At 67.3% G+C, this 24,593-nt stretch carries 24 protein-coding genes; 16 read left to right on the top strand and 8 right to left on the bottom strand.

The annotated features are described in order from the left end of the window. Nucleotides 1-180 precede the first annotated feature (180 nt). The 4 genes from AHIS1636_RS16750 to AHIS1636_RS16735 are packed head-to-tail and all read left to right on the top strand — an operon-like array spanning nucleotide 181 to nucleotide 3,664. Entirely contained in the window at nucleotides 181-1,203 is a 1,023-nt protein-coding gene (locus AHIS1636_RS16750) for a tripartite tricarboxylate transporter substrate binding protein (RefSeq protein WP_264796981.1), read from the top strand. A 28-nt stretch (nucleotides 1,204-1,231) separates the two neighbouring features. Then, nucleotides 1,232-1,609: a universal stress protein gene (locus tag AHIS1636_RS16745; protein ID WP_264796980.1), complete on the top strand. Its 378-nt coding sequence runs from the start codon at nucleotides 1,232-1,234 to the stop codon at nucleotides 1,607-1,609. Further along, nucleotides 1,599-2,159 (top strand): tripartite tricarboxylate transporter TctB family protein, encoded by a 561-nt coding sequence (locus AHIS1636_RS16740; protein ID WP_264796979.1) that lies wholly within the window; start codon nucleotides 1,599-1,601, stop codon nucleotides 2,157-2,159. The genes AHIS1636_RS16745 and AHIS1636_RS16740 overlap by 11 nt, the downstream gene beginning before the upstream one ends. Beyond that, nucleotides 2,159-3,664, top strand: coding sequence for a tripartite tricarboxylate transporter permease (locus AHIS1636_RS16735; protein ID WP_264796978.1), 1,506 nt, complete (start codon nucleotides 2,159-2,161; stop codon nucleotides 3,662-3,664). The genes AHIS1636_RS16740 and AHIS1636_RS16735 overlap by 1 nt, the downstream gene beginning before the upstream one ends. A 77-nt stretch (nucleotides 3,665-3,741) precedes the next feature. On the opposite strand, the gene AHIS1636_RS16730 is transcribed toward AHIS1636_RS16735, so the two are convergent. Genes AHIS1636_RS16730 through AHIS1636_RS16720 form a run of 3 tightly spaced genes read right to left on the bottom strand, consistent with a single transcriptional unit; the run spans nucleotide 3,742 to nucleotide 7,249 of the window. Next, nucleotides 3,742-5,082 (bottom strand): MFS transporter, encoded by a 1,341-nt coding sequence (locus AHIS1636_RS16730; RefSeq protein WP_264796977.1) that lies wholly within the window; start codon nucleotides 5,080-5,082, stop codon nucleotides 3,742-3,744. A 34-nt stretch (nucleotides 5,083-5,116) separates the two neighbouring features. Further along, nucleotides 5,117-6,124, bottom strand: coding sequence for a PDR/VanB family oxidoreductase (locus AHIS1636_RS16725; protein ID WP_264796976.1), 1,008 nt, complete (start codon nucleotides 6,122-6,124; stop codon nucleotides 5,117-5,119). Nucleotides 6,125-6,154: 30 nt separating this feature from the next. Next, on the bottom strand, nucleotides 6,155-7,249 hold the full coding sequence (locus AHIS1636_RS16720; RefSeq protein WP_264796975.1) for an aromatic ring-hydroxylating oxygenase subunit alpha: 1,095 nt from the start codon (nucleotides 7,247-7,249) through the stop codon (nucleotides 6,155-6,157). 114 nt (nucleotides 7,250-7,363) lie between these two features. Here AHIS1636_RS16720 and AHIS1636_RS16715 point away from each other — a divergent pair, with 114 nt between their 5' ends. After that, a complete protein-coding gene (locus tag AHIS1636_RS16715) occupies nucleotides 7,364-7,951 on the top strand; it encodes a PadR family transcriptional regulator (protein ID WP_264796974.1) in 588 nt (195 codons plus the stop codon). A 70-nt stretch (nucleotides 7,952-8,021) separates the two neighbouring features. Further along, nucleotides 8,022-8,426: a VOC family protein gene (locus AHIS1636_RS16710; protein ID WP_264796973.1), complete on the top strand. Its 405-nt coding sequence runs from the start codon at nucleotides 8,022-8,024 to the stop codon at nucleotides 8,424-8,426. On the opposite strand, the gene AHIS1636_RS16705 is transcribed toward AHIS1636_RS16710, so the two are convergent. Beyond that, nucleotides 8,423-9,973: an acyl-CoA synthetase gene (locus tag AHIS1636_RS16705; RefSeq protein WP_264796972.1), complete on the bottom strand. Its 1,551-nt coding sequence runs from the start codon at nucleotides 9,971-9,973 to the stop codon at nucleotides 8,423-8,425. The two genes, AHIS1636_RS16710 and AHIS1636_RS16705, sit on opposite strands and share 4 nt — an antisense overlap. Nucleotides 9,974-10,308: 335 nt before the next feature. Between AHIS1636_RS16705 and AHIS1636_RS16700 the strand changes: the two genes are divergently transcribed. The 7 genes from AHIS1636_RS16700 (at nucleotide 10,309) to AHIS1636_RS16670 (ending at nucleotide 19,049) form a co-directional block, all read left to right on the top strand. After that, nucleotides 10,309-11,301 carry a phosphate/phosphite/phosphonate ABC transporter substrate-binding protein gene (locus tag AHIS1636_RS16700; RefSeq protein ID WP_264796971.1) on the top strand — a complete coding sequence of 331 codons (993 nt, stop codon included), beginning with the start codon at nucleotides 10,309-10,311 and terminating at the stop codon, nucleotides 11,299-11,301. 18 nt (nucleotides 11,302-11,319) lie between these two features. Next, the gene (locus tag AHIS1636_RS16695; RefSeq protein WP_264796970.1) at nucleotides 11,320-12,159 is read left to right on the top strand and encodes a phosphonate ABC transporter ATP-binding protein; all 840 of its coding nucleotides are present in this window, start codon (nucleotides 11,320-11,322) and stop codon (nucleotides 12,157-12,159) included. Beyond that, the gene (gene phnE / locus AHIS1636_RS16690) at nucleotides 12,156-13,814 is read left to right on the top strand and encodes a phosphonate ABC transporter, permease protein PhnE (protein ID WP_264796969.1); all 1,659 of its coding nucleotides are present in this window, start codon (nucleotides 12,156-12,158) and stop codon (nucleotides 13,812-13,814) included. Before AHIS1636_RS16695 ends, phnE begins: the two co-directional genes overlap by 4 nt. Before the next feature lies 1 nt (nucleotide 13,815). Then, nucleotides 13,816-15,105, top strand: coding sequence for a cytochrome P450 (locus AHIS1636_RS16685; RefSeq protein WP_264796968.1), 1,290 nt, complete (start codon nucleotides 13,816-13,818; stop codon nucleotides 15,103-15,105). Between the two features lie 12 nt (nucleotides 15,106-15,117). Then, nucleotides 15,118-16,074 carry a PaaX family transcriptional regulator gene (locus tag AHIS1636_RS16680; protein WP_264796967.1) on the top strand — a complete coding sequence of 319 codons (957 nt, stop codon included), beginning with the start codon at nucleotides 15,118-15,120 and terminating at the stop codon, nucleotides 16,072-16,074. A gap of 234 nt (nucleotides 16,075-16,308) precedes the next feature. After that, on the top strand, nucleotides 16,309-17,625 hold the full coding sequence (locus AHIS1636_RS16675; RefSeq protein ID WP_264796966.1) for a prolyl oligopeptidase family serine peptidase: 1,317 nt from the start codon (nucleotides 16,309-16,311) through the stop codon (nucleotides 17,623-17,625). Then, nucleotides 17,622-19,049 (top strand): alpha/beta fold hydrolase, encoded by a 1,428-nt coding sequence (locus AHIS1636_RS16670; RefSeq protein ID WP_264796965.1) that lies wholly within the window; start codon nucleotides 17,622-17,624, stop codon nucleotides 19,047-19,049. The genes AHIS1636_RS16675 and AHIS1636_RS16670 overlap by 4 nt, the downstream gene beginning before the upstream one ends. Before the next feature lie 128 nt (nucleotides 19,050-19,177). Here AHIS1636_RS16670 and AHIS1636_RS16665 read toward each other — a convergent pair whose 3' ends face one another. After that, a complete protein-coding gene (locus AHIS1636_RS16665) occupies nucleotides 19,178-20,161 on the bottom strand; it encodes an ABC transporter substrate-binding protein (RefSeq protein WP_264796964.1) in 984 nt (327 codons plus the stop codon). A gap of 174 nt (nucleotides 20,162-20,335) precedes the next feature. Here AHIS1636_RS16665 and AHIS1636_RS16660 point away from each other — a divergent pair, with 174 nt between their 5' ends. Further along, a complete protein-coding gene (locus AHIS1636_RS16660) occupies nucleotides 20,336-20,965 on the top strand; it encodes a flavin reductase family protein (RefSeq protein WP_264796963.1) in 630 nt (209 codons plus the stop codon). Nucleotide 20,966: 1 nt separating this feature from the next. Here AHIS1636_RS16660 and AHIS1636_RS16655 read toward each other — a convergent pair whose 3' ends face one another. Then, nucleotides 20,967-21,212, bottom strand: coding sequence for a PLDc N-terminal domain-containing protein (locus tag AHIS1636_RS16655; protein WP_264796962.1), 246 nt, complete (start codon nucleotides 21,210-21,212; stop codon nucleotides 20,967-20,969). Nucleotides 21,213-21,280: 68 nt separating this feature from the next. On the opposite strand from AHIS1636_RS16655, the gene AHIS1636_RS16650 reads away from it, so the two are divergent. Continuing rightward, complete coding sequence (locus AHIS1636_RS16650; RefSeq protein ID WP_264796961.1) at nucleotides 21,281-21,607, top strand: antibiotic biosynthesis monooxygenase family protein; 327 nt, start codon at nucleotides 21,281-21,283, stop codon at nucleotides 21,605-21,607. A 12-nt stretch (nucleotides 21,608-21,619) separates the two neighbouring features. Here the strand turns inward: AHIS1636_RS16650 and AHIS1636_RS16645 are convergent, their stop codons facing one another. Next, complete coding sequence (locus tag AHIS1636_RS16645; protein WP_264796960.1) at nucleotides 21,620-22,336, bottom strand: NUDIX hydrolase; 717 nt, start codon at nucleotides 22,334-22,336, stop codon at nucleotides 21,620-21,622. Between the two features lie 153 nt (nucleotides 22,337-22,489). Continuing rightward, nucleotides 22,490-23,338 (bottom strand): catechol 1,2-dioxygenase, encoded by an 849-nt coding sequence (gene catA / locus AHIS1636_RS16640; RefSeq protein WP_264796959.1) that lies wholly within the window; start codon nucleotides 23,336-23,338, stop codon nucleotides 22,490-22,492. 323 nt (nucleotides 23,339-23,661) lie between these two features. Between catA and AHIS1636_RS16635 the strand changes: the two genes are divergently transcribed. Beyond that, nucleotides 23,662-24,593, top strand: a 932-nt coding sequence (locus AHIS1636_RS16635) for a Rieske 2Fe-2S domain-containing protein (RefSeq protein ID WP_264796958.1), incomplete at its 3' end; no start/stop codon positions are given.

The raw sequence follows: 24,593 nt of genomic DNA, 5'->3' as shown, positions 1-24,593 counted from the left end.
CCGCCCAACAGCGGCCCAGATCCACCGCCCCTTAGCGCTCCCGCCGCCCGGGCCAGCCGCCGTCGTAATCCCTTTGACGCTTGTACAGATTATAAAACGTAATCTATAGTCTCTAACCGTGGTGGCCGTCACAGGTCCAGAGCCGCGGCCGCCGCCTCCGTACCTATGTTGGAAGGACCCATGGCAACGACACCTAGCCAGAAGCCCCCGGCCCGTTCCGCTTCCCACCGCCGGCTGTGGCTGACCGTCTTCGCGGTCTTCGGGGCGGCGGCGGTTGCCCTCGCTTCCGTCAACGCCTCCGCCAGCGGCGCCGGCGACGACGCGCGCAGCCGGCTCACCCTGATCGCGCCGGCCGGGGCGGGAGGCGGATGGGACGGCGCGGCCCGCGAGGCCCAGCAGGCCATGCGGGCGCAGGGCATCGTCAACAACGCACAGGTGGTGAACATCCCCGGCGCCGGCGGAACCATCGGACTGACCAAGTTCGCCGGGATGCAGGGCGAGAGCACCACAATGATGGTCACGGGCATCACGATGCTCGGTGCCATCAACCTCAACGGTTCCGAGGCCACCCTGGACGACGTCACGCCGATCGCCCGGATCACCGAGGACTACGACGTCCTGGTTGTGCCGGCCGATTCGCCCTACGACTCCGTCGAAGACCTGCTCGCCGAATGGAAGAAGAAGCCCGGCTCCTTCGCCTTCGGCGGCGGCTCGCTGGGAAGCGTGGACCAGATGATCATCACCCAGCTGGCCCAGGCTGGCGGCATCGATCCGACGGACGTCAACTACATTGCCTACTCCGGCGGCGGCGAACTGGCGACCTCGCTGATGTCCGGCACCATCAAGGCCTCGGTCAGCGGCTACGTGGACTTCGCGGACCAGATCGAGGCCGGCAAGCTGAAGGCCCTCGCGGTTTCGGCCCCCGAACCCGTCGCATCGATCGACCTGCCCACCTTGAAGGAACTCGGCTACGACATCGAGCTGACCAACTGGCGCGGCATCGTCGCCGCGCCCGGGATCACCGCGGAGGAGAAGCGCGAGCTTCAAACCATCGTGGAGGAAATCGTCGGGACGCCCGAATGGCAGGACGCGATCGAGCGCAACCAATGGACCGACACCTTCCTGGCCGGCGAGGACTTCGAGGCGTTCATCGCCGACGAGACCCGGTCGGTGAACAAGATCTGGAACGAACTCGGCTACTAGGCCGCTCCCCCAAACCCCTGGAGACACCATGACAATCCTGGTCGGATACACCAGTACCCCCGAGGGCCACGCCGCCCTCCGCCACGGGGTCGAGACAGCCGGAAGCACCGGCAAACCCCTGGCGATTTTCCCGCTCTCGGACCGGGCCGAGGGTACAGGCGGCGACGCCTCGCTCGAGGCCGCACTCGGTGCCGGCGCCCGGCTGCTGGAACGCGACCCCCAGGGGCGGCATCCCGCGGAGGAGCTGATCGACACGGCCCAGGAAGCCGGGGCGGAGCTTGTCGTCATCGGCGTCCGCAACCGCTCCCGCGTCAGCAAGATCCTGCTGGGCTCCGATGCCCAAAGCATCATCCTCGGCTCCCCCGTTCCCGTCCTGACGGTAAAGGCGGCCACCGATGAGCGTTGAGGCAGGCGGCGCCGTCCGCACCGAGGCCGCGAGGGGCGGGACCGGGCGGCCCCACGACAAAGGGGCCGGGTTCTGGTTCGGACGCAGCGGCCTGGTTGTCGCCGGAATCCTCGCGGCGATCGGCGGATACCTCGCCATCGGCATCGCGACGATGGACGTTCCCGAGGGCGCCAAGGTGCCCGGACCGCAGTTCTTCCCGACGCTGATCACCATCGCGATTTTCGTCCTCGCCCTGCTGCTGGCCGTCCAGACGCTGCGGCACCCCGAACACGTCGTCGAGCCCGCCGCCCGGCACCGGTTCCATACCGACTGGAAGTCGCTCGGACTTGTCTTCGGCGCGTTCCTCGCGTTCGCCTTGCTGCTGGTTCCGGTCGGCTGGATGCTCACGGCCGCCATGCTGTTCTGGTGCGTCTCCCGTGCGCTTGGCAGCCCGCGGCCCCTGTTCGACGTCGGATTGTCCCTCGTCTTCTCGTCCTGCATCCAGCTGGCGTTCGGCGCCGGTCTTGGGCTGGCCCTGCCCGGCGGAATCCTGGAAGGAATCTACGGCTGATGGAATCGTTGTCCCTGCTCCTCGAGGGCTTTTCGCAGGCCCTGACCCCGATCAACCTGCTGTGGGTGTTCGTCGGCGCGTTCCTCGGCACGGCCGTGGGCGTGCTGCCCGGGCTCGGCTCGTCGATGGCGGTCGCGCTGCTGCTGCCCGTCACATTCAGCCTCGACCCGGTCGGCGCCTTCATCATGTTCGCCGGCGTGTACTTCGGCGGCCTGTTCGGCGACTCCACCATGGGCATCCTCATGAACACGCCCGGCGGCTCCACGGCCATCGCCACCACCTTCGAGGGTCACCGCATGGCCAAGGACGGACGCGCTCCGCAGGCGCTGGCGCTCTCCGCGATCGGCGCGTTCATCGGCGGCCTGATCGCCACCACGCTCGTGGTGTTCTTCGCGCCGAAGCTGGCGGAATTCGCCGTACTCTTCGGCCCTGCCGAATACTTCGCGCTGGCGATCTTCGCGTTCATCGCCACGGCGTCGGTCGTCTCGGACTCCACCATCAAGGGACTATCCGCCCTTGCGATCGGCCTGGCCCTCGCCGTCGTCGGTATCGACGGGATCTCCGGCGCCTCGCGGTTCACCGCGGACCTGCCGCAGCTTTTCGACGGCGTCAGCATCATCGTGATCACCGTCGGCATCCTCGCGCTGGGCGAGGTCTTCCATGTGGCCTCCCGCATCCACCGCGACCCCAAGCTCTCGGCGATCCCCGTCGCCGGCAGGCCCTACCTGTCGAAGCGGGAGTTCCGCGAAGCGCTGCCGGCCTGGCTGCGCGGCACCGCGTTCGGCGTGCCCTTCGGCGTAATTCCCGCCGGCGGGGCCGAGGTGCCCACCTTCATGGCCTACGGCACCGAACGGCGGCTGGACCGCCGGCGGCGCGACCCCCAGTTCGGCAAGGGCGCAATCCGCGGCGTCGCGGCGCCCGAGGCGGCCGGCAACGCGACCTCCGGCACGGCCATGGGCGCGCTGCTCGCCCTCGGGCTACCGACCTCAGCGACGGCGGCGATTATGCTCGCGGCGTTCCAGCAGTACGGGCTCCAGCCCGGTCCGCTGCTCTTCGAACGCAATGCAGACCTGGTCTGGGCGCTGCTCGCGAGCCTCTTCGTGGGCCTCGTGATGCTGCTCGTGCTCAACCTGCCGTTCGCACCGCTCTGGGCGAAACTGCTGCTGATCCCGAAGCCCTACCTGTACGCCGGCATCACCGTGTTCTGCGGGCTGGGCGTGTACGCGACCAGCGCTGCGGTCTCGGACCTGATCATCGTCCTGGCCATCGGCACGCTCGGCTTCGTCCTGCGCCGCTACGGCTTTCCGCTCGCCCCGATCATGATCGGCGTCGTCCTCGGCCCCCTGGCCGAGACGAGCCTGCGCAACGCCATGATGTCCAGCGGCGGCGAACTCAGCGTGCTGGTACACAGCCCGGTGACGTGGGTGCTCTACGGAGTCCTGGCCCTCGTCCTCGCCTATGCCTTGTGGAAGCGTGTGGCCGAGAAGACCCGCCAGGACGTCTAGCACGCACGGAACCGCAGGAACGGGCGGCGGTGCCGGAGGCCTCGGCCACCGGCACCGCCGTCGCTATTGCGAAGACGCTAGCCCACGGTGACGCGTTCCCGTTCGGGGCGGACACGGTTCCGGGCCACCGGGCCCAGCATCCGCACTGCAACCGCGGCCACCAGCACGACGGCCCCGACGCCCAGGTACAGCTGGACCGGGCTCCACGCGGCGTCCAGCAGCGCGCCGGTGATCATCGGCGCGACAATGGCGCCGGCCCGGCCGATACCGATGGCCCACCCCACCCCGGTGCTGCGGGTACGGGTGGCGTAGAGCCCCGGCGTGACGGTGTAGAGGCCGGCGATGCAGCCGTTGATGAGCATGCCCACGGCAACGCCCGTAACGAAGGCGAGCGCCAGCACCGCTGCAGTGCTGATGAACAGGACCATGGAGGCCGCCGAGAGCACGGCGAACACGATGAAGACTCCGCGGCTGCTCCATTTGCCCGCCAGCACGCCGTACAGAATGGAGCCGAAGGTGCCGCCCAGGGTGAGCATCAGGCCGCCGACAACGCCCTGCTGCTCGGTCATGCCGGCCTCCACCAGGAGCCGCGGCGTCCAGCTGTTGACGAAGTAGAAGCCGAACATCGTGGCGAAGAAGGCCAGCCAGATCAGCAGGGTGGCCCGCCGCTGCCCGGGGGCCAGCAGTTCACCCACCCGGTTCCGGCCGGAAGCCCCGGCACCGGCCGCGGGGGCCGCCAGCTCGCCGACCGCCGGCTGCCCCAGGCGGCGCGCGATCTTGTTGAGGCGCTCGACGACGTTGCGGGGCCTCTTCGTCAGGAGGAAGTCCACCGATTCCGGCAGCAGCACCGCGAGCAGCGCCAGTGCCAGGGCCGTGGCCGTGCCGCCGAAGACAAAGACCGAGCGCCAGCCATAGCTGCCCTGCAAGGCCACCGCTGCCATGCCGCCCAGCGTCGCGCCGACACCGTAGCCAGCGGTGTAGATGCCGATGCACAGTCCGCGCCGCCGGTCCGAGGAGTACTCGCTGGCGATGACGTTGGTGCAGGCCAGGATGCCGCCGACACCGAGCCCGGTGACCGCGCGCCACAGGCCCAGCTCGCCGGCGGAATGCGCCGTGGCGGACAGGAACATGCCGCCCGCGGCCAGGGTCAGCGACACGAGGATCAGCGGGCGGCGTCCGAAGGCATCGGCGAAGGGGGCCAGGCCCAGCGAGCCGATGGCCATGCCCACCAGCCCCGCGCTGAGGAGCAGGCCCAGTTCGGTCCCGCTGAGGCCGAAATCGTTGGTCACGCTGGTGGCGGTGAATGCCATGGCCATCACGTCGAAGCCGTCCAGGGCGTTCAGCAGGACGCAGAGTCCGATGATGAGCCACTGGTACGGCGACATGGCCGACTGGTTGATCCGGTCGCGCAGTTCCATTCGTTCTTCCTTTTGGTGCAGCCGGAGTCCGGCGTCAGGATATGTCGATAGTGATGACGGCGGGTCCGGCGGGCGAGGCGTCCGCCTTGGCGCCGGTTTTCGAGGTGACGCCGCGGGAAACGCAGCAGCACATTTTCTCCGTGGCCTTCTGCTGGCGCTCGCTGTAGAACACGTCGCGGTGGTCGATGCCGCCGTCGAGCGCCAGGACCCGCACCTCGCAGAGGCCGCATTCACCCTTGCGGCAGTCGAACATCATGTCCGCGCCGGCGTCTTCCAGGGCCTCCAGCATGGAGCGGCCCTGCCCGACCTTGGCCTCGATGCCAAGCCGGGGCACCTTGACGATGAACTCCTCCGGGTCGTACCAGCCGCTGTTGCCGAACGTCTCGTAGCGCAGGTTCGGGGAGTCGAGCTCGCGCTCGGACCAGGCCCGGCGGACTGCGTCCATCAGCCGGATCGGCCCGCACATGTAGAGCTCCGTGTCGAGGTCCGCCCCGGCAACGAGTTCGTCCACCTTCAGCGAGGTGCCCTCGTCGTCGACATGCACCACCAGGTTCTCCCCGTGCCGCTCCTGCAGCTCGGCCAGGTATGCCATCGCGGTGCGGCTGCGCCCGGCATACACCAGCGTGTAGCTGGCCTTGAGCCGCTGCAGGACGGCCGCCATGTTGGCGATGGCCGTGATGCCGATGCCCCCGGCGAGCAGGATGTAGCGCTCGGCGCCCACCCGCAGCGGGAAGTTCTGCAGCGGCTGCGTGATCTCCAGCTGCTGCCCGGTCTCCAGCCCGTGCATAAAGACCGAGCCGCCGCGGGACTGCGGAGCCCGCATCACGCTGATCACCAGCCGGCCGGCGTCGTCGGACTCCACCACGGAATAGGAACGCTTCTGCTCCTCTCCGCCGATGCTGACCTTCACATCGATATGCGATCCCGGTTCCGCCGCCTTGGGCAGGGCGGGTTCCAGCACAATGCGCCGGATGTCCGTCGCGACGGTGTGGATTTCGACGACGGTGGCCCGCTGCCAGACTTCGGTATTCGTTGCTGCCATTGTTCTCTGCCTGTCTCTCGATTGGCCGGGTCAGGCGGTCGGGACCAGGCGGCCCTCGGCGTCGAGCATCCGCTCGATCAGCCGCCGCACCCACATGCCGCCGGCGTCGATGTTGAGGTTGTAGAACTCGTAGTCCGGGTTGGCGTCGATGGCCTCCTGCTGCGCCTTGAGCATCTCCTCGTCTTCGCCGAACACGCCGTGCACGCCATTGCGCAGCTGGGTCGTGATGAGCTGGCTCTCCAGCCGGTAGTTGCGCATGAACGCCCAGAAATAGTGGCAGGACCGGTCGGTTTCCGGGGTGATCGTGTTCATGACGAAGCCGTTGACGCCCTGGCTGCGGTCGCCCTCGGGCGCGCCCGTGCCGGCGGCCGCCACCCCGACGTCGATGCAGATGGTGGAGGGCGCCTGGAAGGTGATGATCTGCCAGCGGTCCACCTTGCCCTCGAAGCCGGGGAACTTGTCCCGCATGTTCTTGAGCCAGAACGGCGGCGCATCGATGTCCAGCATCCACCGCGAAACCGTGACGGTGTTGCCGTCGTGCGAGACGACGAAGTCGGACTCGCTGAGCTCCTCCTGGCCGATCGAGGACGAGTGCACGAACTCCTCGTGTGTGAGGTCCATCAGGTTGTCCAGCACCAGCTGGTAGTTGCACGGGGCGTGGATGGTCTCGCCGTCCCCGGCCCACTCCTCGGACGACATCTGGTGCATGTCCGGCACCAGCTCGGGGTCCGCCTTGGTCGGATCACCGAGCCAGACCCACACATAGCGGTAACGTTCGACGACGGGAAAAGACGGGACGGTCGCGCTCGGGTTGATCGTCTCCTGCGCCGGCATCGACATGCAGCGGCCCGCGGAGTTGTAGACGATGCCGTGGTACGGACACTGGATCCCGTCCTTGCCGACGGTCTTGCCCATCGACAACGGGGCCAGGCGGTGCCAGCACGCGTCGGCGAGCGCCACGGCCTTGCCGTCCTCGGTCCGGTAGAGCGCCACCGGACGGTTGGCGATCCGGCGGGACATCGGAGCGCGCGTGACTTCGTGGTCCCACGCCGCCACGTACCAGGCATTCAGGGGGTGTCCGAGCACCTTATTGGTCGTCGAGCTCTGGGACTGGACAGCGGTCACGGCGGATCCTTTCGGCGGGTCGAACTATCTATCTCCATAGATAGTGCTCTGGGTCACCAGAATAACTATCGATATAGTGATTTGCAACACCCGACAGAAGGAGGCCGAAAGCCCGTGAGCCTGCGATACGCCCTGCTGGCGCTGCTGAGCGTCGAGCCCATGACCGGCTATGACCTCTACAAGGAATTCGAATCCTCCGTGGGCCACGTCTGGCACGCGCCGGACTCGCAGATCTACCCCGAGCTGCGGCGGATGGAGAAGGACGGGCTGCTCGAGGGCGAGGAGGTCGCCTGGGGCCAGCGGGGGAAGAAGCGGCAGTACCACATCACGCGCGCCGGAACCGAGGCCTTCCGGGACTGGATGAACAGCACCCTCGAATACTCCCGCGAGCGCGACCCGGCCCACCTCAAAGCGGCCTACCTGGAGTGGGCCAAGCCGGAGGCCGCGCGCGAGCAAATGCGGGCACACATCCGGCACCACGAGGCCCAGCTGGAGCAGTGGCGGGACAAGGTCCGGGAAATCGAAGAGGGCTCCAGCCCGATGCTGGCCAGACGGCTGGCCAGCCTTCCGACGTCGGACCGGGAAAAGACAACGGCGTTCAAGAAGTTCACCTACCAGGGCCTGATTTCCCGGGCGGAACAGGAAATCGCCTGGGCGCAGCAGGGCCTCGCCCTGATCGACGAGCTCTACCCCGGCGGCTGACGGCTGCCCTTCTCCGCCCGGCGAAAACCGGCTAGTGTTTCGGGCAATCCAGCCGAGGTCGGAGGAAACCATGGATACCGTCAGCGTCCGCTACATCGTCGACGACATCGACGCCGCCGTCCGGTTCTATACCGGCCTGCTCGGCTTCGACCTGCGAATGCAGCCCGGCGGCGGATTTGCCATGCTCACCCGCGGCAGCCTGCGCCTGCTGCTCAACACTCCGACGGGCCCGGGAGGCGCTTCGCAGCCGATGCCCGACGGCCGCCGCCCGGAGCCCGGCGGCTGGAACCGCATACAGTTCGAAGTCGGGGACCTGGCCGCGGAGGTGAACCGACTGCGCGGCCAGGGCGCCAGCTTCCGCAACGAGATCGTCTCCGGAATCGGCGGCCGGCAGATCCTGCTGGAGGACCCGGCCGGAAACCTGGTCGAGCTCTTCGAATCCGGCCGCCCTGACGCTACGCAGGCGGCACCCTAGCCCGAGTACTGCTTCCGCAGGTCCGCCTTGCGGATCTTGCCGCTCGCCGTGCGCGGCAGGTCATCGACGATGACCACGCTCTTGGGAATCTTGTACCGCGCCACCCGCCCCGAGAGGTGGTTGACGACGTCGTCGCCCGTGAGCTGGAAGCCGTCCCGGACGGTCACGATGGCCCGCGGGACCTCTCCCCACTTCTCGTCCGGAACACCGATCACGGCGACGCTGCTCACCGCCTCGAGCTCCACGATGACCTGCTCGACCTCGGCCGGATAGATGTTCTCCCCGCCGGAGATGATCATGTCCTTCAGCCGGTCCGAGATGAAGAGGTACCCCTCGTCGTCGACATACCCCATGTCCCCGGACCGGAACCAGTCGCCGTCGGCATAGCTGTCCGCCGTGGCATCGGGGCGCTGCCAGTATTCCTTGATGACATTGGGGCCCTGGATCTGGATCTCGCCCACCTCGCCCGGACCGGCCGGCCCGCCCAGCGGGTCCATGATCCGGACGTCGGTGAAGAAGTGCGGCAGGCCGGCGGAGCCCGCCTTCTCCCGCGACTTATCCGCCGCGAGCGTGGTGGCGCCCGGCGCGGTCTCGGTCATTCCGTACCCGTTGGTGAAGGACAAGCCGCGTGCCTCGTAGGCCTCCAGCACGCGCATCGGAACCGCGGAACCGCCGCAGGTCAGCTTGTTGAGCGAGCTGACGTCCGTAATGCTCCACGCCGGATGCTCGCAGATCAGCTGGAACGTCGTCGGCACGCCGCTCAGGGTGGTCACCTTGTACCGCTCCACCAGCTGCAGCGTCCGCCCCGGATCGAAGCGCGGCTCCAGGATGACGGTGGCGCCCTTGAGCAGCGACGGCAGCACTCCCATGCCCAGCGACGCCACATGGAACATCGGCGCAATCATCAGCGACACGTCCCTGCTGGACAGATCAAAGTCCACCAGCACGTTGAAGCTGTTCCACGTCATGTTCGCGTGGGTCAGCAGGGCCCCCTTGGGGCGGCCCGTGGTCCCGGACGTGTAGAGGATCATGGCCGGATCATCGAGCGCCACCTCAAGGTCAAGGTGCGTGTCGCCTCCGGAGGCGATGACATCTTCAAAAAGTTCGACGGCGATCCCGGGCACTTCCTCCCCGGCGCCCTGCGCCGGGACGTCTTCCACGACCATCCGGCGCCCGACCCGGGTATCCCTCACCCCGCCGACCGCCAGCCCGTCCAGGCTGCGCGCGTTGACCAGGATCCGGCTGCCCGAATTCTCCAGCGCGAACTGGATCTCGGGCGGCGCCAACCGGGTGTTCAGCGGAACGAAGACGGCACCCAGCGTGCCGCAGGCAAAAAAGGTCTCCAGGAAGGCTGCGTGGTTCTCGCCCAGGTAGGCGACCCGGTCGCCCTTGGCCACGCCGCGGTCCGCGAAAGCATTAGCCAGGCGGTCCACGCGGCTGGCGAAGTCCGCATAGCTTAGCTCGGCCCCGCTGCTGACGAGCGCCACCTTATCGGCGAACTTGCGCCGCCGGCGGTGAATCCACGTTCCAACCCCTTGGTTGTGCATCGTTACACGTACCCTTCGCTGTGCGTTCCGACGACGGACTTTCGGACCAAGTCCGCCCACCCGATCGGGCGGGTGAGTCCCGTCACATGTTCCTACCCATACGGTAAGAAGTATTGATTGAATAAGTCAATAGTTGTGAAAACGCTGAATAGCGGGCCGGGCCCGATAGACCGTTGACAATTTCAATCGATGGTGATGCACTGTGTCTCGCACCACATCACGGACACTCCGATCAGCGTGGATCAATAGGCCACACTTAGCTGGTCCTTCGATCAGCTAAGTGACGCTAATAATTCCCGGTGTGGAACGCCGGGAAGACACAGGAAGAGACCACCATGCACAAGACCTTCAAAGCAGTTACAACGCTGGCTGCCGCTGGCCTCCTGCTCACCGCCTGTGGCGCCAGCCCCAACGCCCGCACCGACGCGGCGAACGCGGAAGGCCAGGCGCCGGATTCCCTGGTCTTCGCCGTCGTTCCCACGGATGACAGCAAGGAACTGGAAAACAGCTTTAAGCCGATCGTCGCTGCCATCGAAAAGGAAACAGGCCTGCCGACCAGCATCGAAGCGGTCAGCAGCAACGCGGGCGTCATCGAGGCCCAGGTGGCCGAACGCGTCGACGTCGCCACCTATGGCGCCTTCTCCTACTACCTGGCCAAGGACGTCGCGGACATCACCCCGGTGGCCATGGACCAGCGGACACCGGAATCCGGCTCAGGAGCGGTCCAGTCCCTCGGCGTCGTTGCCGCCGGATCCGATATCGCCGAGCTGACGGACGTGAAAGGCAAGGACGTCTGCTTCACCGATCCGGCTTCCAGCACCGGCTACCTGGCGGCCGCGGCGGGCCTGATCGAGGCCGGGATCGATCCCGAAAAGGACATTAACCCCATCTTCGCCGGTTCCCACGACGTGGCCGTGACCCAGATGCTTGCGGGCGACTGCGATGTCGCCTTCGTGGCAGGAACGTTCATAACCGACCTGCTGCCGGCCCGCGGCATCATCAAAGACGGCGACGTCGAGACCGTATGGACGTCACCGGACATCCCCGGGACACCCCTGGTGGTGGGCAATTGGCTGCCGGAGGAACTGCGCACGAAGATCACCGACGCCGTGTTCAAGTACAACGCTGTCACCGGGGCCGCAGCGGGCCTCTGCCCGGACAACCAGCGGGAGGCGCCGGAAGCGTGGGGTGACGAGTACGTCGGGGAGATGGCCTGCGAGTGGGGCGGCACCGGAGCCTTCGCGTTCGAGCCCGCCGCGGACGGGGATTTCGAGTCGATCCGCGAAATCTGTGAAACCACGCAGTCCGAAGTCTGCCGCAGCGAGTAAGACCCAAGGAGCCGCACCATGACCGCCACCACCCGCCGCCGACAAGTCCCGGAGCCGCGTCCCATGGCCACCGCACCCAGTACCGGCATGGCCGAAACAGCGCCGCCCAGCGTCGTCCTGAACGGACTAGGCATGAGCTTCAGCGGGAAGCATGTGCTCCGGGACGTCGACATGGAGGTCCGTCCGGGCCAGTTCGTAGCCCTCGTGGGCCCCTCGGGAGCTGGAAAATCCACGCTGCTGCGCCTCATCAACGGCAGCCACCGCCCCACCCAGGGCTCTGTCTCCGTTCTGGGCGTCAACCCTGCCATGTGCAGCCGAAAAGACCTGCAGCTGCTGCGGACCCGGGTCGGCTTTGTCTTCCAGCAGTTTGGCCTCGTCGGACGTCTCAGCGCGCTCGAGAACGTGCTCATGGGTGCGCTCGGCTCGCTGAAGCTGCCGCGCTATGGCATCTCCACCTACCCGATCGCGCTCCGGGAAAGAGCGGTGGCTAATTTGGAGCGCGTCGGCCTCCTCGACGAACGCTTCCAGCGCTGCGACACACTCTCCGGCGGCCAGCAGCAGCGCGTAGCCATCGCACGGACCCTCATGCAGGAGGCCGAGATCGTGCTGGCGGACGAACCTGTTGCTTCCCTGGACCCCAGCGCGAGCCTGTCCGTCCTGAGGACCCTGAAGAAGCTCAGCGCCGAGGACGGCTTCACCGTGGTTTGTTCCCTGCACCAAGTGGACCTGGCCCTGCAGATCTCCGACCGCGTGGTCGCCGTCCGCGGCGGTTCGCTCATCATGGACACCCCCACCGCCGAGGCATCGGAGGAGGCCATCCGGGCCATCTACCAGCAGGCGAAGGACGACCGGTCATGAACAGCACCTTGCAGGACCGGCGCTCCGCCCGGGAGGGCACGCGTCCTTCGCCCATGCCGGCGCCCGTCGCCAGGTGGCCGCGCGCCTCGGCCGCCACCCTCGGCATTCCGCTGGCCTATTTGGCGGTCACGGCCTTTGGCACGTGGTGGATCGACATCCGGCCGGAGGCGCTGGCTGCCGGCTTCGGCGACATCGCGCGGCTCCTCGAACGCATGGTGCCGCCCACCACGGGGCCTCTCCCGGATCTGCTGGCGCTCGCCCTGGAGACATTGTGGATCGCCATTGCCGGCACGGGTTTGGCTACCCTCGCCTCGGTTTTCCTCGCCGCGGCAGCATCACGCCGTTACACCGGACCGCGGGCGATCCAGTGGCTCGCCCGCACGATCATCATCGTGACCAGGGCCGTTCCCTCGCTCATTTTCGCCATCCTGTTCGTCCGCATCTTCGGACTGGGCCCGCTCGCGGGCGGCCTCGCCATCGCGTTCCACTCTGTCGGCATGATCGGCAAGATGATGGCCGATGTCTTCGAGGAGCAGGACCCCGCTCCGCGCGAGGCGATTGCCGCCGTCGGCGCCTCCCGGACGCAGAACTTCGTTTCGACGACGCTGACGCGCGCCCTGCCGGCGCTGGCGTCGCTGGTGCTGTACAGGCTGGATATCAACATCCGGGCCTCCGCGGTGCTGGGCCTCGTGGGTGCGGGCGGCATCGGCGTCGCGCTCCAGACGGCGATCGGCTCGTTGAACTATCAGCGTGCGGCAGGAATCATCGCCGTGATCGTGGCCATGCTCCTGGTCCTGGAACTGGTCTCCTACTTGGTGCAGCGCGCCGTCGCCGAGCATGCCGGTGAGCATACGCAGTCGCAGCTGTTCCGGGCCGGCCGTCAGCCCGCCAGCCCTGGCTGGGACCGCGCCCGGATCACAAGGACCGCAGGCGCCGTGGCCGCCGTCGCGCTTTTCCTCTACTCCCTGGGCCAGCTCGCCCTCAACCCCGCACGGCTCGGCCAGGCGTGGGACAACGCACTGGCACTGCTCTCGGGCTTCGTGCCGCCGGTGTTCACCGCCGACGTCGCGCTCGGGATCTTCGAGAGCGTCATCATGGCCCTCACCGCCACTTCCTTCGGCGTGGCCGCAGGGCTGGTTATCGCAGTGCTATCCACCGGGCACCTCGTTCGATTCGAACCGCTCGCCGTCGGCCTGCGCGGCATTGTCGTCGTCCTGCGCGGAATCCCCGACATCATCTACGCCCTCGTCTTCGTTGCCGCACTGGGCCTGGGACCCTTCGCAGGCTTCCTCGCACTGTCCCTCTCCTGCACCGCGCTGGCGTCCAAATTCTTCACCGATTCCCTGCAGAACGTCGACCCCGCACCCCTCCGTGCGCTGGAGGCCACCGGGGCCAACCGGCTCCAGGTCTTCGTCAGCGGAGTGTGGCCGCAGTTCGTGCCGAGCTTCATCGGAAACAGCCTCTTCACCTCCGATCTGGCGCTGCGCGAATCCGCGGTCCTGGGCATTGTGGGCGCTGGTGGAATCGGATTCCTGCTGGACGAGTCGGTGGCGACGCTCCACTACCAGCAGACCGCCGGAATCCTGATCGGGCTGATCGTGGTGGTCGTAGCCCTCGAATCCGTCGCCCGCTGGGCGCGCAGGAAGGTGATCTGACATGGACCACCGCCCTATGGGCTCCAGCACGGGAGTGCAGGAACAGATTGCGGACACCCAGCCGCAGCACGGCCGCGGCTCCGAATGGTCACCGGCGCTGGATGAAACCTTCGGCAGCGCGCACCGTGACTACGCGCGGCTGCGGCAGGAGAACGCCTTCCCGTGGAGCAAGGACTTCGGCGGTTTCTGGGCTGCCACAACCTACGCGGACATCGCCCGGATCGCCCAGGACGACGACTTGTTCATTACATCGGTGCAGAACGTCGTCCCGCATGTGCCGCGCTCCTCGCGCCGACCACCGCTGCACTTCGATCCGCCCGAGCACACGGCCTACCGGGTGGCCATCGATCCGGTGCTTCGCCGTGCCGTGGTCCGTGAACACGAGGACGCCTTCCGTGCCAGTGCGCAGGAACTGGTCACCGCCATGCTCAGGTCCGACGACGTGGACGGGATCCGGGATTTCGCCGCACCGTTCGTCATGGACTGCTTCGCAGCGTTCCTAGGGGTCCCGCCCTCCTTGACCCGGCATATCCGGGAGATCGGCGTGCGCTATGGCTTCGCGATCCAGGACATGGACAACGAGGTCATCGGCGAATGCAGTGCCGAGCTGTACCGCATTGCCGAGGAGGTCTACCGGGACCGCCTGGCCGCGGACGCGGACGCCGGCCGGGACCTTGTGTCCAGCCTCCATCAGGCCGTCCTAAGCCCGGACAACCACATCACGGAGAAGACCGCTATCGCCACCATCCGGCAGATGATCGTCGCTGGGATGGGCGCCCCGCAGGCCGTGCTGGGCAGCTGTCTCGTGCATCTGGCCCAGGACCAGACGCTGCAGCAGCACCTGCGGGACCATCCCGAGGACCTGCCGGCCGCGATCGAGGAGTTCCTGCGCCTGCATGCCCCCTACCGGGTCTTCGCCCGCACGGCCCGGCGCGATACGGAAGTGCATGGGCGGATGGTGCGCGCAGGCGAACCGATCGCCCTCATTTTTCCCTCGGGAAACCGGGATGAAGCTGTCTTCTCCGACCCGGATGAGTTCGTGCTGCGCCGCCAGGGCAACTCCCATCTGGCCTTCGGACGGGGTTCCCACAAATGCCCCGCCGCCGCGATGGGCCGCCTCGAGCTGCGGATCGCGCTGGAAGTGCTCCTTGCCCGCACCGATTCCTTCGGGCTCACGGGGGAAGTCGTCATGATGAACTGGCTGGAGTACGGACCGCGTGCAGTGCCGCTGAACCTGAGCGGAAGAGCCACCGCGACAGGCGTCCGCTCCGCGGCCCGGACCGGGCAATGACAGAATCAAGCCATGTCCACTCCAGCCCCGAGCCTGCCGCGCTTCCAGCAGGGAGCACGCCCCCAGCAGCTGCTGACCGTCCTGTTGGGGGACTATTGGCACACGCGCAACGAGCCGATACCGTCGGCCGCGCTGGTCGAGCTGCTCCAGGTGTTCGACGTGACGCCGACCGGAGCGCGGGCGGCGATCCAGCGCCTGGCGCAGCGCGGCTTCCTGGTAGGGCAGAAAGCGGGACGCCAGACTGCCTATGCGGTGCCGCCGATGAGCCAGGAGCGGATCAACGCGCATGTGCGCTCGCTTTTCATGAGCCATTTGCCGCAGGAATGGGACGGCAGCTGGACACTGGTGGGCTATTCGCTTCCCGAGGACGCCAAGGTCACGCGGCGGGCCTTGCGGGAACAGCTGCGCCAGCTGCGCTTCGGGAACCTGTACGACGCCGTGTGGATCCGTCCCGGCGACCAGCTGGCCGTAGTGGACGGGATCGTGGCCGGTCTGGGCGGAGAACTGGATCCGGAACAGATCACGGTCTTCACCGGTGCCCGCCTGCCGCAGGGCACGGGGCGCGGGGCCGTGGCTGCTGCCTTCGGCCTTGCGGAGCTGGCCGACCGCTACCGCGAGTTCCTGGACCGCTGGGAGCCTGTCGCGTCGCGTCTTCCGGACGGAGTGGAAGCAGCCCTGGAGGTCTCCCCCGAGGCCGGAGCACGTCCCGGGGACGCGGCCCTCCGCCTGCGCACCTCGATCATGGCGGATTGGCGCACCCTGCGCAGGCTCGACCCCCGCCTGCCGCACGAGCTGCTCGGTGAGGACTACCCCATGCACCGCGCCGTCGCAGCCTGCTGCGCCCTCTATGACAGCCTCGGGCCCACCGCCGAGGCCGCCTTTCGCCGGATCCTCCGACCACACGACGAGTCTCTGGCCCAGCTGGTCACGCACCACACTTTCGCCGCCTCAGCCTCCCTGCTTTCGTAAACCGGCCCCTTCGCGGGCCGGCGGCCACTGAGGCGCAGCGGCACTCCGACCTTTCATGTCTTTCGCCATGCGGCGGCTCACTGCTGAGTTGCACCGCAGGAAGGATCCACCATGCCCCAACAGATTTCCCGCTGTCGACGCGCACCACGGCCCAGGCGCAGAATACTGGCCGCAGCGGCCACGGTAAGCCTCGCGCTGGCACCGCTGATTACAGCAGCGTCCCCGGCGGCTCCTTTGCCGGCATACGCAGCACCGGCTACCGCTGCCGGCGGCGTCACCGCCGAGAAGCGGGGCAGCCTGCCCGGCGGCGGCAGCTACGTCCTTTTCGAGCCCGCACGGTGGAACGGCACTCTGCTGGTGTGGAACCCCGGGTACGGCGGCAGTGGCGCGGCAGCGGCCTCCGCCGGTCCGTCTGCCGCGGTCAATGAATGGCTGCTCGGCAAGGGCTACGCGATAGCCGGCACCACCTCCTCCACTGGCGGCTGGGCAGTCAAGGATCTCATTGCCAACCAGCCCGACGTCCTGGCTGTCGTCCGCGCGGAGCTCGGGGAACCGGAGGAAGTTATCGCGTGGGGCTCGTCCATGGGCGGGCTCACCTCCGCGGCCATCATGGAAGCCCACCCCGATTCCTTCGACGCCGCGCTGCCCCTCTGCGGGTCAGTTGCCGGTTCCCTCCCCATGCTCAACGGCAATCTGGACGGCTCCTTTGTCCTGAAGATGCTCCTGGCCCCCGGGGACGAGCGGCTGGAGCTGGTCAACGTGCAAAACGAGGCGGCCCGGCAGGCCGCCTTCCGGGCGGTGCTCGAAGAAGCCCAGTCCACCCCGGAAGGCAGGGCGCGCATCGCCCTCGCCGCCAGCGTGGCCCAGATTCCCACGTGGACCCAGTCCTCGCAGCCCGAGCCTTCCGCACGCGACTTCGCCGCCCAGCAGGAACAACTCCATGCCGCCTTCATGTTCGGCGTGATCTCGCCCCGGCAGCCGCTCGAGGCGCGCGCCGGGGGCAATTTCTCCTGGAACACAGGCGTAGACTACGCCCAGTCGCTGGTCCATTCCGGCAACGCCACGCTGGTCCGCGCGCTGTATTCCGACGCCGGTCTGTCCCTGGCCGACGACCTGGGCGTTCTGGCCTCGGCAGAGCGGATCACCGCCGATCCGGACGCCGTTGCCTACATGCAGGCCAACGCCACTCCCACGGGAGACATCGACGGCCCCGTTTTGACTCTCCACGAAACCGGCGACACGGCACCGACTGTCGCGCAGGCCGGAACCTACTCGGAGCGTGTGCGCTCGAACGGCGGCAATGGCCTGCTTCGGCAGGCATTCGTTGACCGTCCCGGGCACTGCGATTATGCGGATGCCGAGATTGCGGCCCTGGTCACCGCGCTCCAGCAGCGCCTCGAAGAGGGCAGCTGGGCCAGTCTGGCGCACCCGGCCTCGCTCAACGCCCTCGCCGACCGCATCGCCGCCGAAGACGGCCTCGACCGCGGCGGCTCCTTCACCCACTACAAACCGAACAGCATGCTCCGTCCCGAGCGGGAGGTAGGACAATGACCAAGACGCCCCAGACCACCTCGAGGAAATCCACCGCAGCGAAAGCCCTGCCCTTGGTGGCGCTGCTGGCCCTGGCAGGACCGGGCGCGGTTTCTCCCGCGGCCGCTTCGGAGAGGCCAGCCTCTGCCGGATCGTCCTTCTCCGGGGACTTCGCCCCCGGCCTGGAAGTGGTGGGGCAGGGCGCCCTCGAAGGGGACGCACCGTACTCGCTGGTCAAGCCTGCCGAGTGGAACGGTGCCATCGTCGTCATGCCGGGCCGCCCGAACCTCAGCGGCACAACGGCGCAGTGGCTCATCGAGCAGGGTTATGGCGTAATCGGCTATGACCTTAGCGATGGCTGGGACCTGGTGCAGGACCGCCGCAACGCCGGCGCCGCGGTGGAGACTTTCACCAGCGTCGCCGGCAGCCCGGAGACGGTCGTGGTCAGCGGCCGGTCCCAGGGCGGGCTGGCCACGCGCATCATCGCAGACTCCCAGCCGGCCTGGCTGGACGGTGCGTTGCCGATGTGCGGAGGCGGCGCCGGTGCGGTGAGTACGTGGAACTATAAGCTGGACACGGCTTTTGCCCTGCGCGAGCTGGTTGATCCGGAATCGCCAATGCAGATCCAGAACATCACCGACAGGGCTGCCGAGCTGCGTGCGATGAACGATCTGGTTGCCAAGGCGGCTTCGACTCCGGAGGGACGGGCCCGCGCTGTCCTCGCCGCGGCGCTCAGCAAGATCCCGGCTGTGGACCCAGTGTCCGACCAGGAGATCCCGGCCGGCGATCTCGAGGCACGCACTGACAGGTACCTCGACCACTTGCCGTTTGCCATGGGCTCCCACGTCCGGGCTGGCTACGAGCAGACGGTGGGCGGAGCGTTCTCGTGGAACACCGGCGTCGACTACGAAAAGTCGTTGAAGGGGTCGGGACGCTGGTCCGAGATCACCGCCGCCTATCAGGCCGCCGGGCTTTCGCTCGCCGAAGATCTCCAGACACTGGCGTCGGCGGAGCGCCTTGCGGCAAACCCGGAAGCCGTCGGCTTCGTCGAGCGGACCGCGACTTTCACAGGCGAGCTCTCCGTTCCCGTGCTGTCCCTCCATACCAGCGGCGACGGCGCGGGCACAACTGCCGACGACGAGGCCTACGCTTCCGTTGTGCGGTCCACCGGCTCCGCCCCACTGCTGCGCGAGCTCTACGTCTCCTCCGATGGGCACTGCACGTTCGCTCCGATCGAGGAGATCACTTCCCTCCAGGTTCTCTTCGATCGGATCGATGACGGCCGCTGGGGCGCGACTTCCCCGCAGGCCCTCGCCGAGGTGGCCGACGGCGTGGCGGAGCGTTCGGAGCTGGAGCTCGGTGGGCAACGGTTCGCGAAGGTGTCCTCTACCGGCACGCCCGCCCGCCTGTGGGACGCGCGGAACTGGGGGAGCTACACCGGCTGACGACGAAAACCGGCGGGCGAACGGAAAGGGCGTTGTTGCTGCCGCAGCGGCTGTGGCAGCAACAACGCCCTCCGGTTCAGGAATGCCCCGGCGGGGCGGCAGATTGCCGCCCCGCCGCCGTCGTTGTCTTACTGGTGCGGCAGGAGGGCCTCCATGTCGGGCTTCTCCTCGATCAGGTTGTCCTGCAGCGAGATGTCGGCGATCGTATTCAGAGAGTCCGCATTGACGTCCTGCGCAAACTTGGGCAGGGTCAGCTGTTCGATGACAGCCGGATCGAGCTGCGTGTACGTGGGCAGGATCTCGCGGACCTTGTCCGGGTTGGCATCCGCGAAGGCCTGCGATTCCTTCATGGCCGCGGTGAAGGCCTGGGTCTCCTCCGGCTTCTGTTCGGCGATCTGGTCCGAAGTGAAGTACACGGCGACGGTGAGGTCGTCCACGGGGTGGGCGTAGTTGGAGAAGACCGGGGTGGCGCCGTCGGCCTTGGCCATCGTGACGAAGGGTTCGACGGCGGCGATAGCGTCGACGTTGTCCTTCTCCAGCGCGGCGCGCATGTCCGGGAAGGGCATTTCGACGTAGTCGATGCTGGAGGCGTCTCCCCCGGCCTCTTCAACCGCGGCGCTGATGGTGGAGTCCGAGATGTTGTTCAGCGTGTTGACGGCGATGCTCTTGCCGGCCAGGTCCGCGATCTCCTTGATACCGCTATCCGGCTTGACCATCACGGCGGCGAAGTCGGCATCCTGGTCCCCTGTGGAGGAGGAGCCGCTGGCGAGGATCTGCAGCGGCAGCCCCTTGGACCGGGCGATGATCAGCGAGGTGACGTTGCTGAAGCCGAAGTCCATCTGTCCACTGGTGATGGCCGGAACGATGGCGGCGCCGCCCTGGGCCGGCGTGAGTTCGACGTCGAGCCCGTGCTTTTCGAAGATGCCCTCCTGCACGCCAAGGTAGATCGGTGCGACATCCACGATGGGAATGACCCCGACACTGACCGGCGTGAGATTTCCACTGGCCCCGGGGGACGCAGCCGTCTCCTCACCGCCCGAGGGGCTCCCGCCGCCGCATGCCGTCAAAGCCAGGGCCGCCGTCATCGCCAAGGCCGCAGCCAGTTTCTTCATCTTCCTACCCCTCAAAGTCCCCACGGCACGGGTTGTGCTGTGCGCCACATGCTAACTATTGCCATAGTGAGTGGTCAATGGAACCCCGCTTCGCGCACGGCCGCCCGGGCGGGCGCGGTGCGGGAATACGCACGGGCTGCAGCACGGGGGACCAGGCTGTGGTCAGATGAGACCATGCGCGTTGACATTTCGCCGGAGGAACTCGGCCCCAAGGACTTCTACAAGTTCCTGACATCGGTCGTCATCCCACGGCCCATCGCCTGGGTCTCGACGGTCAGCGCGGACGGCGTGCTGAACCTGGCGCCGCATTCGTTCTTCACCGTGGCGTCGACGGATCCGCCGATCGTGCAGTTCACTCCGACAGCCCGAAAGGACAGCCTGAACAACGCGGAGGCGACGGGCGAGTTCGTGGTCAACTTCGCGCCCGAGGCGTTGTTCGCTGAGATCAATGGCACGGGCACAAACTTTCCGCCGGAGGTCAGCGAGTTCGACGCCGTGGGGCTGGGGACGGAGCCGAGCCTCACAGTGCGTCCACCGCGGGTGGCGGAGTCCCCCGTGGCCCTCGAGTGCCGCGTGCACGAGATCATCCCGGTCGGCAATTCGTGGCTCGTACTGGGGCGGGTCCTGCACGCCGCCATCAACGAGGAGATGATGGACGGCGCGCACCCCGAGGCGACCCGGCTGAAGCCGCTGGCCCGGCTTGGCCGGAATGAGTGGAGCCGGCTGGGCGAACTTGTGAAGATCGACCGGATTCCGTACCGCGACTGGCCGAAGAACCAGCCGGCCCCGAAGGACCGGGGCTGACCTAGAGCTTCTTCCAGGCGGCGACCGTGGTCTTCTTCCGGCCGAAGAGGAAGTAGGCGGTGGGACCGATGAAGCTCACGAATGAACCCACGGCCCAGGCAGCCTTGGGTCCGTTGATTTCCGCGGCGGGCCGCTTCCTGAGGTCGGTCAGCGCGGCGGCCAGGAGGCTCAGCTGGACGCCGATGGAGAGGAGGACGGACCCCTTCTGGACGGTGGTCAGTTCGTTCCAGGACTTCTTCTGCCGCATGGCTGCTCCCTGTCATATTCGCTGGTGAGCCCAGTGTACGGTCAGCGTCGGCGGGCATAATAGGGCCCATGAGCATCATCAAGATCAACGCCATCACCGTGCCCGCGGACTCCGGGGACGAGCTCGCCAAGCGATTCGCCGCCCGCGCCGGGGCGGTGGACAACCAGGACGGGTTCGAGGGTTTCGAACTGCTGCAGCCGACCGACGAGCGCACCACGTGGCTGGTCATCACCCGGTGGCGCGACGAGGAGTCGTTCGAGAGCTGGAAGAACTCCAAGGCGTTCGGCCACGGCCATGCACAGGCCGAGGGGGAGAGCCCGCATAAGCCCGTGGGCATGTCCGCCGAGCTCTGGAGCTACAAGGTCGCCGGGGGCTCGGCCGGCGGCCAGGCCTAGCCCAAGCCGGCCTCAACCGTCCGTACGCTGGTAGCTCCAGGGCAGCGAGCTGACGTCCAGCCGGTGCCGGGCTCCCGGCCCGGGGTGGCCGGAGGCATCGGCGTCGGGATAGTCCGCGTCACCTGACCAGAGCACCAGCTTGCGGCCGTCCGCACCCTGCCGCTGGCGGCTCTGGTAGGTTTCGGGCTGCCCCGTCCGGGCACGGCCCAATGCGGTCTCGGCATCCGCGCAATGGGACAGCCAGTGCAGCGTCACCCAGGTCGGCGGGACCAAAGACATGGTTCCGGCAGCGTGCCGGGACAGCGCCTCCTTCGGGCTGAGCCATGCGTAGTCCTCGAGCTCTCCGACGTTCAGGACGATCTCCTGGGCGGGCACCGGCGCAGGCGCAACAAAAAAGTAGGTCCGGAAGCGGCGTGGCTGCACGGAGTCCGGAATCCACACGGACAGCTGGACCAGCTCGTCGGCGTGCACCCGAAGCCCGGTCTCTTCCCAGGCCTCCCTGACGCCGGCACGGCGGGCGGCGAGCACTTCATGCCCGTCCGGGGCACCGCCGTCGTTAGCGCCCTGCCTGCCGGAACCAAAATCCTCCGGATCCACCTTTCCGCCCGGAAACACCCAGGCGCCCGCAAAGGAGCCGGTGTGCTGCGGCCGCTCCAGCAGCAGGACCTCGAGGCCGCCGGGCGCATCCCGCAGCAGCACGACAGTGGCGGCCAGGACCGCTGACGACATGATCGGACCCCTTCTTTTCGACGTACGGTTGGCTCCAAACCTACCGCGCGGCCCGGCCGCTGCGGGCGATGGAAGGCGCGGTGCGGAGCCTACAACAATGCGGCGGCCGCCCGGAGAATCCGGGCGGCCGCCGCATTGGGATGGTGGTGAAGCCTAGTTGGCCGGGTCCAGCACGAAGTTGTAGATGACTTCGCGGCCGGAGCCGTCCGCCTTGTCCTGCGGGTCCAGGACGAGCTCGGGCTTGACGGCCGAGGCAATGTCGTCGGACAGGTGCTCGTCGCCGACGAAGTAGAGCTGGGCGGTGATCTCCTGGTATCCCTCGGCGTGGACCTTGACGTGGATGTGCGCGGGGCGCCAGGCGTGCCAGCCGGCCGCGGCGATCAGCTGGCCGCATGCGCCGTCCGTCGGGATCTGGTACGGAGCCGGCTGCATGGTGTTGATCTGGAAGTAGCCGTCGGCATCGGCCACAACGGTGCCGCGCAGGTTCCACTCGGGCAGGCCCGGTGCGTACTGGGAGTAGAAGCCAGCGTCATCGGCGTGCCAGATTTCCACAATGCCGCCGGGCAGCGGTTCGCCGGCCACGTTGGTGATGCGGCCTTCCCAGAGCAGCGGGGTGCCGGCCTCGTCTTCGCGCATCGGCAGGGTCGCCGGGGACTCCAGCTTCGGGGCGTCCGGGACGTAGTACGGACCCTCGATGGAGCCCTTGCTGCCCTCGCGGTTCTCGTTGGCCACTTCCTCCACGGAGTGCTCGACCCAGACGTCGAGGAACAGCGGCCATTCGCCGTCTTCGCCGACCTTGATCAGCCATGCCTTGAAGGCGTTGTACTCGTCGTACGTCACCTTCTCTTCGAGCACAGTGTCGTTGACGGCCTTGACGAGGCGCGAAGCCAGGAGGTTGACGCGCTCCTGGCTGGTGCCGGCGGCAAACTTCTTGTTTTCGTGGAAACGCTCGGTGGCCTTGGCGCCGGAAGCGGCGGCAGTGGCTTGGGTTTCAGCAGTCATGTCGATTCCTTCTCTCGTACTCTTCCGGGCCCCTTCGCCCGGCAGCGGCTGCCCGAACGTCCTGCAGCCGTGCAACCCCAACAGTGGGCCCGGGCAGATCTGATTTGCCCTGAAGTAACCGTAGCCACATTTTTTAGGACCAACAAATACAAATATGACCCCTATTAGTATGCCTCACGTCTCAATCCGACCCTTGGCCAAGCCTAGGGGTGACCCTAGTGTGAGCCGCGCCTCCTGCTGGAACAGTTATCGCTAAATGTCGAGCAGCATGTGACAGCCACCACGCCACTCAGTGGTGGTGGCCATAGATGAAGGAGACGTACATGACCCGGACACTGAGCGCTATCGGCGCAACCCTGGACGATGCCGTTGTAGAGGATCACGAGAACGGGGTTCATCGGGCGAAGCGGCGGATCTTCACGGATGAGGAGCTGTTCGAGCTGGAGATGAAGCATATCTTCGAGGGCAACTGGGTGTACCTGGCGCATGAGAGCCAGATCCCGGAGGTCGGGGATTACTTCACCACGTATATCGGCCGGACTCCGGTGGTCATTTCCCGGTCCAAGGACGGCGAGCTGAACTGCCTGGTCAACGCGTGCAGCCACCGCGGGGCGATGCTGTGCCGGCGCAAGACGGACAACCGGACCAACTTCACCTGCCCGTTCCACGGCTGGACGTTCAACAACAAGGGCAAGCTGCTGAAGGTCAAGGACTCCCGGGATGCCGGCTACCCGGAGCAGTTCAACAAGGACGGCTCGCACGACCTGACGAAGGTCGCCCGTTTCGAGTCCTACCGGGGGTTCCTCTTCGGCTCGCTGAAGGCCGACGTGCTGCCGCTCGCCGAGCACCTGGGCGACGCGACGAAGATCATCGACATGATCGTCGACCAGTCCCCTCAGGGCCTGGAGGTCCTGCGCGGGTCCTCGACCTACACCTATGACGGGAACTGGAAGGTCCAGGCCGAGAACGGCGCGGACGGCTACCACGTCTCGGCCACGCACTGGAACTACGCCGCGACCACGGCCCGGCGCACCGCGGGCGAGTCGGCGAATACGACGAAGGCGATGGACGCCGGGACCTGGGGCAAACAGGGCGGGGGCTACTACTCGTTCGAGCACGGGCACCTGCTGCTGTGGATGTGGTGGGGCAACCCGCAGGACCGCCCGCTCTACGAGCGCCGCGAGGAACTGGCCGAGGAGTTCGGGCCGGAAAAGGCCGAGTTCATGGTCGGCGCCTCCCGCAACCTGTGCCTGTA

Source organism: Arthrobacter mangrovi (genome assembly GCF_026011795.1).
Lineage (GTDB): Bacteria > Actinomycetota > Actinomycetes > Actinomycetales > Micrococcaceae > Crystallibacter > Crystallibacter mangrovi.
This window is presented reverse-complemented; position numbering and strand designations above follow the sequence as displayed.

What these genes read in the sequence shown, in the direction of transcription:
- AHIS1636_RS16710 (WP_264796973.1), top strand. Translation starts at nt 8,022, where the DNA reads ATGGATACCGTCAGCGTCCGCTACATCGTCGACGACATCGACGCCGCC.
- AHIS1636_RS16730 (WP_264796977.1), bottom strand. Translation starts at nt 5,082, where the DNA reads ATGGAACTGCGCGACCGGATCAACCAGTCGGCCATGTCGCCGTACCAG.
- phnE (WP_264796969.1), top strand. Translation starts at nt 12,156, where the DNA reads ATGAACAGCACCTTGCAGGACCGGCGCTCCGCCCGGGAGGGCACGCGT.
- AHIS1636_RS16700 (WP_264796971.1), top strand. Translation starts at nt 10,309, where the DNA reads ATGCACAAGACCTTCAAAGCAGTTACAACGCTGGCTGCCGCTGGCCTC.
- AHIS1636_RS16740 (WP_264796979.1), top strand. Translation starts at nt 1,599, where the DNA reads ATGAGCGTTGAGGCAGGCGGCGCCGTCCGCACCGAGGCCGCGAGGGGC.
- AHIS1636_RS16705 (WP_264796972.1), bottom strand. Translation starts at nt 9,973, where the DNA reads ATGCACAACCAAGGGGTTGGAACGTGGATTCACCGCCGGCGGCGCAAG.
- AHIS1636_RS16660 (WP_264796963.1), top strand. Translation starts at nt 20,336, where the DNA reads ATGCGCGTTGACATTTCGCCGGAGGAACTCGGCCCCAAGGACTTCTAC.
- AHIS1636_RS16665 (WP_264796964.1), bottom strand. Translation starts at nt 20,161, where the DNA reads ATGAAGAAACTGGCTGCGGCCTTGGCGATGACGGCGGCCCTGGCTTTG.
- AHIS1636_RS16670 (WP_264796965.1), top strand. Translation starts at nt 17,622, where the DNA reads ATGACCAAGACGCCCCAGACCACCTCGAGGAAATCCACCGCAGCGAAA.
- AHIS1636_RS16695 (WP_264796970.1), top strand. Translation starts at nt 11,320, where the DNA reads ATGACCGCCACCACCCGCCGCCGACAAGTCCCGGAGCCGCGTCCCATG.
- AHIS1636_RS16645 (WP_264796960.1), bottom strand. Translation starts at nt 22,336, where the DNA reads ATGTCGTCAGCGGTCCTGGCCGCCACTGTCGTGCTGCTGCGGGATGCG.
- AHIS1636_RS16650 (WP_264796961.1), top strand. Translation starts at nt 21,281, where the DNA reads ATGAGCATCATCAAGATCAACGCCATCACCGTGCCCGCGGACTCCGGG.
- AHIS1636_RS16745 (WP_264796980.1), top strand. Translation starts at nt 1,232, where the DNA reads ATGACAATCCTGGTCGGATACACCAGTACCCCCGAGGGCCACGCCGCC.
- AHIS1636_RS16680 (WP_264796967.1), top strand. Translation starts at nt 15,118, where the DNA reads ATGTCCACTCCAGCCCCGAGCCTGCCGCGCTTCCAGCAGGGAGCACGC.
- AHIS1636_RS16725 (WP_264796976.1), bottom strand. Translation starts at nt 6,124, where the DNA reads ATGGCAGCAACGAATACCGAAGTCTGGCAGCGGGCCACCGTCGTCGAA.
- AHIS1636_RS16655 (WP_264796962.1), bottom strand. Translation starts at nt 21,212, where the DNA reads ATGCGGCAGAAGAAGTCCTGGAACGAACTGACCACCGTCCAGAAGGGG.
- catA (WP_264796959.1), bottom strand. Translation starts at nt 23,338, where the DNA reads ATGACTGCTGAAACCCAAGCCACTGCCGCCGCTTCCGGCGCCAAGGCC.
- AHIS1636_RS16750 (WP_264796981.1), top strand. Translation starts at nt 181, where the DNA reads ATGGCAACGACACCTAGCCAGAAGCCCCCGGCCCGTTCCGCTTCCCAC.
- AHIS1636_RS16685 (WP_264796968.1), top strand. Translation starts at nt 13,816, where the DNA reads ATGGACCACCGCCCTATGGGCTCCAGCACGGGAGTGCAGGAACAGATT.
- AHIS1636_RS16735 (WP_264796978.1), top strand. Translation starts at nt 2,159, where the DNA reads ATGGAATCGTTGTCCCTGCTCCTCGAGGGCTTTTCGCAGGCCCTGACC.